The organism is Vibrio genomosp. F10 str. 9ZD137 (assembly GCF_049974785.1).
Taxonomy (GTDB): domain Bacteria; phylum Pseudomonadota; class Gammaproteobacteria; order Enterobacterales; family Vibrionaceae; genus Vibrio.
In genome coordinates, this window is record NZ_JBNGCJ010000427.1 from 1 (window position 1) to 7457 (window position 7457).

5 protein-coding genes are annotated in these 7457 nt (G+C 45.1%); all 5 read left to right on the forward strand.

Features of this window, described 5'->3' with window-relative positions:
- Positions 1–1754, forward strand: a 1754-nt coding sequence (gene hrpA / locus ACP45E_RS10135; protein ID WP_069584968.1) for an ATP-dependent RNA helicase HrpA, incomplete at its 5' end; no start/stop codon positions are given.
- Between the two features lie 156 nt (positions 1755–1910).
- Complete coding sequence (locus ACP45E_RS10140) at positions 1911–2399, forward strand: outer membrane beta-barrel protein (RefSeq protein ID WP_017033429.1); 489 nt, start codon at positions 1911–1913, stop codon at positions 2397–2399.
- Positions 2400–2653: 254 nt separating this feature from the next.
- The gene (locus tag ACP45E_RS10145; RefSeq protein WP_017038373.1) at positions 2654–4273 is read left to right on the forward strand and encodes an ABC transporter transmembrane domain-containing protein; all 1620 of its coding nucleotides are present in this window, start codon (positions 2654–2656) and stop codon (positions 4271–4273) included.
- On the forward strand, positions 4270–6318 hold the full coding sequence (locus ACP45E_RS10150; RefSeq protein WP_069584970.1) for an ABC transporter transmembrane domain-containing protein: 2049 nt from the start codon (positions 4270–4272) through the stop codon (positions 6316–6318). Before ACP45E_RS10145 ends, ACP45E_RS10150 begins: the two co-directional genes overlap by 4 nt.
- Positions 6308–7457 (forward strand): HlyD family type I secretion periplasmic adaptor subunit (locus tag ACP45E_RS10155; protein ID WP_069584971.1); only part of this gene is annotated, 1150 nt, incomplete at its 3' end. The genes ACP45E_RS10150 and ACP45E_RS10155, both read left to right, overlap by 11 nt.

Consider the following 7457-nt stretch of genomic DNA (forward strand, 5'->3'; position numbering starts at 1 on the left):
CCGTCATGGCCGATGAAAAAGTGATGCTTTATGGCATTGCGATTGTACCGAAACGATTGGTCAACTACAGCCAAATTGATGCCACGGTCAGCCGAGAAATCTTCATTCGCAGCGCCCTTGTCGAGGGTGAGTGGGAAAATAAACATCCATTCTTTAAGCAAAATAGAAAGCTTTTAGAGGAAGTCGAAGAGTTAGAGCACAAATCTCGCCGTCGTGACATATTAGTCGATGACGATGAGCTGTTTGATTTTTATGATCAACGTGTGGGGACAGAAGTCGTCTCTGGACGTCATTTTGACACCTGGTGGAAAAAAGCAGCCAAAGAGAATAAAGAGCTCCTAAACTTTGAAAAAGAAATGCTGTTCAGAGGTGATGCGAGCCATGTTACCGATTTGGATTACCCGAACTTCTGGCACCAAGGCGGGATCAAGCTCAAGTTGAGTTATCAGTTCGAACCGGGCGAGGATAGTGACGGTGTCACGGTTCATGTGCCACTGCCTATTTTAAATCAGATTGAGCCTGCAGGTTTTGATTGGCAAATTCCAGGGCTGCGTCATGAGTTGATTGTCAGCATGATCAAAGCGTTGCCAAAAACGTTGCGTAAGAATTTTGTTCCCGCTCCAAACTACGCCGATGCGTTCCTAGGGCGCGTCACCGCGATGGAAATGCCTTTACTTGATGCTCTTGAGAAAGAGTTGCGTCGAATGACAGGGGTAGAGGTATTGCGTGATGATTGGAATCTAAACCAGATTCCAGAGCATTTGAAAGTCACGTTCAGAGCGGTGGATCACCGCAACCGTAAACTCAAAGAGAACAAAGATCTTTATACGCTTAAAGAAAGCTTGAAAGAGAAGGTTCAAGAAACACTGTCGAAAGTCGCAGATGACGACATTGAACAGCAAGGTTTGCACACTTGGAGCTTTGGCGAACTGCCAAAAGTGTATCAACAGAAACGCGGTGGTTTTGAAGTTAAAGCTTACCCAGCTTTGGTAGACACTAAAGACAGTGTTGAAATTAAGCTGTTTGAAACAGAGCAAGAGCAGATCTCCGCCATGCGTGCAGGTCAACGCAGGCTTTTGCTTTTAAATGTACCGTCACCGATAAAATATTTGCATTCAAACTTGCCAAATAAATCGAAGTTGGGACTTTACTTCAACCCTTATGGCAAAGTGCTGGATCTGATCGATGATTGCATTGCGTGTGGCATTGATAAGTTAATCGAAGAAAAAGGTGGCTTGGTCTGGGAGCCGACACAATTTGAAACGTTGAAAGAACATATTCGAGCTGAACTTGGCGACACGGTTGTAGACATAGCAAAGCAAGTTGAAACGATTTTAACCACCGCCTTTAACATCAATAAAAAGCTTAAGGGCAAGGTTGATTTCACGATGGCGTTTGCGCTATCTGACATCAAAGCACAAGTAGAAAGCCTGATTTTTAAAGGGTTCGCGACAGAGTGTGGTTGGAAGCGGCTTCCAGATATCTTGCGCTACATGAAAGCCATTGAAAAGAGAATGGAAAAGCTGCCTATCGATCCCAATAAAGATCGTTTACACATGCTGAAAGTGGAATCAGCCACAAAAGATTACAAAGAATTACTCAATAAAATACCCAAAGGCGTGGCGATACCTGATAACGTCAAAGAAGTACGCTGGATGCTTGAAGAGCTTAGGGTTAGCTTCTTTGCACAGCAGCTTGGGACACCGTATCCAGTATCGGATAAACGGGTTAAAAACGCCATTGATGCTTGCTAATGGACGCCTGTTAATTGGCGGCATAGACCTTGCATACTGTAAACATAACTCTATAATTTGGCAAAATTACGGCAATGGCCTGCCATTAAAGCGCCATTGCTCATAACAACACGTATTAGTTAGCGTCATCGTTAGCTATAACAAATAAGGTTTATTATGAAAAAGACTCTTTTAGCGCTTGCTCTTATTGGTGCATCTTCGACGGCTATGGCTGACTCTTGGGTATATGGTGGTGCGTCTGCTGGTCAATCTAGCTTAGGAAGTGAAGATGCAACGTCTTACAACATCCATGCGGGTACAGGCATTTTACCATTCATCGGCCTAGAAGCCGGTTATACGGACCACGGTAAATTTGAGTTTGCTACTGGCGACGTAAAAGCCTCTTCTGTTTACTTTGCGGTTAAACCAAGCATTAACTTTGGCCCACTTCAAGTGTACGCCAAAGGCGGAGTCCACTCTTGGGATCTAACCGGCCCTAATGGCACTAAATTCAGTGACGATGATGGCTACGACATGATGTACGGTGTTGGTGCAGATTACGCTGTATTTGGTCCTATTTCACTGGGTGCAAACTACATGACGTATGTGATGGACAAAGAAGACGTGAATACGTTTTCTCTAACGGCGTCTTTTAACTTCTTATAAAACGTCGCTTAACAAGTCAACGCCAGCCTTCAATGCTGGCGTTTTTGTTTTCTGAACTCATATCTTTTACTGCCGATAGACGTCTTATCATTGACTCATTTTGGATCTTGGCTGTTATTCGCTTTTCTCTCACCTCGTTGTATCCATGTTTACTTCATTCTTGTGCGATAAATCTAATTTAAATCAGCTTGTTACCTTGCTTAACGGGACTGTGTGTACCAATCTTATTCCATAAGCGTGAATAAGGACGGTGTATGCGAGACAACTCTGTAGAAAAAGGGGCAGCAGTAGGTAAAGTTCTGCTGCCTTCGCTGCTGATCAACCTATTGTCATTGGCGGTTCCGTTAACGGTACTTCAAATTTATGACCGAATTTTACCCAATCAAAGTTATGGCACCGCAACGCTTTTGTTAGCGGGTGCGTTGCTCGCTGTAGTGATGGAATCTTTCATTCGTTTTGTGCGAAGTTGGATACTGTCGGCGGCCGCGAGTAATACCGAAAAAGCAACGTATCAGGATATTATCGGTAAGATCACCACCGCTTCCCCAAGCCAAATTCGCCATGTGGGTATTGGTGGCATTGAGGAAGGGCTTGGTGCGGTGTCTAAAGTCAAAGATTGGTATTCAGGTGGCATTATCTCGGGTTTTATCGATCTGCCATTTGCACTCATTTTCTTAGCTCTAGTCGGATATATAGGGGGCGAACTCGTTGTCATCCCGATCGTGGTTTGGTGTTTGACGCTCTGCGTGGTATGGCTTTCGTCTCAAAAAGTAAAAGTGCTCAGTGAACACGCTTCGCAAAACGAAAAACAAAGGAAAGCCTTTCTTATTCTGTTAGGGCAGACTATACAAGGAATCAAGCGTCAAGCGGTTGAATCGAGAATTTTCAGCCAATTTAAATCCATCAATCACGCTCGATCTCAATCTAAAGCCAAAGAGGAAGAACAAAACGCTTTTGCCCAAGAGTGCATTCAACTCGCGGCGTTAGCCACTTCTGTTTTGTTGGTGATCAGCGGAAGTTTGTGGGTATTGGATGGCGACTTAACCACAGGCGGATTGGCGGCATGTTCAATATTAGCTGGTCGCGCTGTCGCCCCGTTGAGCGCATTAGTCGGTGTCAGAATTAAAATGAATGGCATTCACAGTGCTACACAAGCGATTGAAAAACTGGATGCTTTGTCGGTGTCTGATGCTGCAAAGCAAGAGGGAATGTCCTTCACAAATTTGGAGTTACGAGAAGTGACGGTTGAGCGCTATGGATTGAGTCATCAATTAGCATTGAAAGCAGAGGTCGGTCAGATAATACTCATCGAGAGCGATGTTCGCCACCTAGCTAGCTTTATGCTGTCATCACTTGCGGGTGTAGACCAACCCAGTGGAGGAGATGTTCTTGCTGATGGGGAGTCAATTGGTGTCTCGACATTGAGCGCAATGTCGGGATTTTGCGGCGCCAAAGCGCAATTAGTGTCGGGAACCATTTTAGACAACCTTTGTGGGTTCAATCCAGCCCAAACGGATAAAGCGACACACTATGCCCGAAGGTTGGGATTAACCAAAGAAATTACGCGTCTGCCTGATGGGTTAGAGACCAAGATAGGTCATACCAGCGCTTCACCTCTTAATATGGGCAACGTCAAGCTACTCAATATCGTTGCACAACTGGCCAGCTCGAAGCCTATTTTGCTGCTCGATCGACCAGACGCATCTCTGGATCTTGATGGCTTAGAACGACTAGTGGCCGTACTCAAACAAGAAGTAGTCGATGGGAGAACCATTTTTTTGGTGACCTATCATCCCATGTTGCGCACACTGGCCCATCAAAGTGCCAAGGTTAACGATGTTGTTGCCATCAATGGAAAGGGGGAGGCTGCATGACGAACTTAGAGGTGCTGAGTTTATCCATCCTTAAAGAGATTGAAGTCAATGCTAATGTACAATTGTTCGCGGATCAGTGGGTGGATGAAAATGGCATTGAGACTTTAGACGATGTGTTCGCTTTATTTGACCGACTCTCTCTGCCATACAAGCTGCTCCCTAATCTGAATAATGTGGGTGATCATCAACTCATTTTGGCTGTTGATAGTAGTAAGGAAGTCACTATCGGACGGATGGTCTCTGGGCAATGGGAGTCGCTACAAGGAGAAAAAGGGCTCACATCAAACCTTCAGTTTTGTATTGTGATAGAAGGGGTGCCATTAGAGAAGCCCGCCAGTGATTGGGTTGGGGAGCGCTTGCACGCTTTTCGACCTATTATTCCAAAACTATTATTGATCAGCTTTGTAACGAACCTTTTTGCTCTCGCGGTCCCTTTTATCACTATGTCTATTTATGATCATGTGATCGGCGGCGATGCAGGGCATGAACTACAAGGCATCGCGATCGTGGCGGCGTTGTTATTTATTATGATGGGTTGGTTACGAACGCTGCGAAGTCGCGTATTTGCTACGGTATCAAATCGAGTGAGCAGAGAAATCTCACAAGCGTTGGTTCATAAGCTGCTTTTAAACAGCTATTCACAAAACCAGCAAGTCACCACCTCGAGTCAGCAAAACCAAGTACTCTTATCAGAACGAGTTTCAGGCGTGTTGTCTGGTCCTTTGGGGAACGCTCTGTTTGATCTTCCCTTTATTCTCTTATTTGTTGTGGCAATTGGTGTGTTGGGTGGCTGGCTAGTGTTAGTGCCAATCCTGTCTTTAACGCTCTATTACGTTTTAGCGAAACGTTCAATTTACTCAAGCAGTAAACGCTCAATGCAATCGACCGTTGCAGGGACAAACCGACAAAATATGACCAACGAACTGTCGTCTAAACTCACATTTATACGCAGTTCGGGAATGGCTCAGTATTGGATGCAACGCTTTGATAAGGCAAATTTACTCGCCTCTAAAGTCAATTTTTCTCAATCGGTTTTACAAAGTCGGTATACCTCCGCTTATTACTTAATAGGGGTAGGCTCTACGCTTGCAATCATGGGGCTTGGGATTGGCTTGATTTTCGAACAAGTCATGACGCCAGGGGGCTTAATTGCCTCGATGATGTTGATTTCTAAAGTAACCGGCCCTGCTCAAATGCTCGCGAACAGTGCATTACGTTTTAGTGGTTTTAATCAATCCAAGCAACAGGTGAATCGGATACTTTCTCAGCCTTCTGAGCGAGAATTCCGCTATCAGCACCATCCTTTACCAAAACTTGCGCCAACGTTGAAAGTCGAGCAGGTCACCTTGCGTTATCCTAAACAAAGCCGTCCAGCATTAAATGGGGTGAGTTTTGACATTCAGGCGGGGGAAGTGGTTGCTATCACTGGCCCGTCAGGCAGCGGTAAATCCTCTTTGCTCGAAGTGATGTCTGGGTTGCAGTCAGTTCAAAATGGGATGGTAGAGATTGAAGGTGTGAATCTGGCGCAATACGATTCTCAGCTTTACCGCCATTGGTGTTTTATTCGTACGGCTTACCCCGATCTGCTCACATTGAGCATTCGAGAATGGCTTAATGATGGGCACGACATACCCGAAGAAAAAATGCGCCACTCAATTGAAACTGTGGGTGGAGGCGATTGGCTGCGCTCTTTAGCAGACGATCTGGATACCCCAATAAGCAGCGTTATGCCAGACAGCCTTTTTGATATCTTATCGGGAAGTGTGGCTCAGATACTGATAGATGCCAAGGCTCTGGTTTATGACTACAAATTGTATTTTCTTGATAATCCAGTTCCCGATTACCACCCAAATTCAAAAAAAATATTCGGTGAATTTCTTCAATCAAAAAGCGGCAACGCCACGGTGGTGTTTACCTCTCATGACCCTGAACTTATAAAGCTGGCCGATAAAGTGGTGGTGCTTAATGAAGGAGTGGTTGTTTATGCAGGGCCTCTAGCCCAAGAGAGTAACGAAATAGAACAGGAGACAGTGAATGAGCGATAAATTATACGGTGAATTAGTTGAATCACAGAACACGGCTCGATCACTTTCCATTGCGACATGGTCTGTTGCATTGTGTGTTATCGCATTTGTCACTTGGTCTTTGGTCACTCAAGTGGATGAAATTGCTAAAGCAAAAGGTGCAGTGATACCTGAAGGAGAGAAGCAGGTACTGCAAAGCGACATCGGCGGAAAATTGAAACGTATTCTTGTGAAAGAGGGGCAGTTGGTGGAGGTTGGTCAGCCGTTGGTGGAGTTTGATGCAACGTTCCAACAAACGGCGCTCGAAGAGTTGCAGTCACAACAAGTCACGCTTCAGATGAGTGTTGAGCGAATGAATGCGCTGCTTGAGCAACGAGAGCCAAACTTTGCTGAGTTTGAAGTGGATTTCCCCGAGATTGTCAGCCAACAAAAAGCCCAACTGAATGCCCAGAAAGCGTTGTATTTACAAAAAAGAATCGTACTGGAAAAAGAGAGCGAGCAAATATCAGAGCAGCTAAGAAGTGTTGAAAAGACGTTGCCCAGTTATGAAAAAGAACTCACCGCCACTAAGCAAGAATTAGTGATACTTGAAAAAGGCTTCAAAGCGGGAAATATATCCCGTTTGCGAGTGCTCGAAATGCGTCAGAAACTGGCCACCATCGAACAAAAGATAGAAGAAGCACGAGGCAAAAAATCCGTGTTGATTCGTCAAGGTGAAAGCAATGATCAAAAAATAGAGCAGTTACTCGCTGAGGCTAAAGTGGAAGTGAGTGATCAACGTTCCAAAGCGGTTTCAGATTTGTCTGCCTTGAACGCAAGAGTGCGATCCAGTCAAGCTAAGTTAGTCAATACGGTTATGGAATCCCCAGTACAAGGCTTGGTTCAAAGTATTCCTAGCACAAGAAATGGTGGTGTGATTCAACCAGGAGGAACTGTTGTTGAAATTGTCCCTGTTGGTGGAAAAGCCGCCTTCAAAGCGCGTTTATCTCCACGAGATATCGGCTTTGTGAGTGTTGGTCAGCCAACCCGTATCAAGGTAGATGCCTTTGACTACAGCCGATTTGGTGCATTGAAGGGGTTAGTTGAAAGTATCTCGCCAACGACGAGCCAAAGTGAAAGAGGCGAGATTTTCTACGAGGTGATCGTGTCGGTAGACAAGC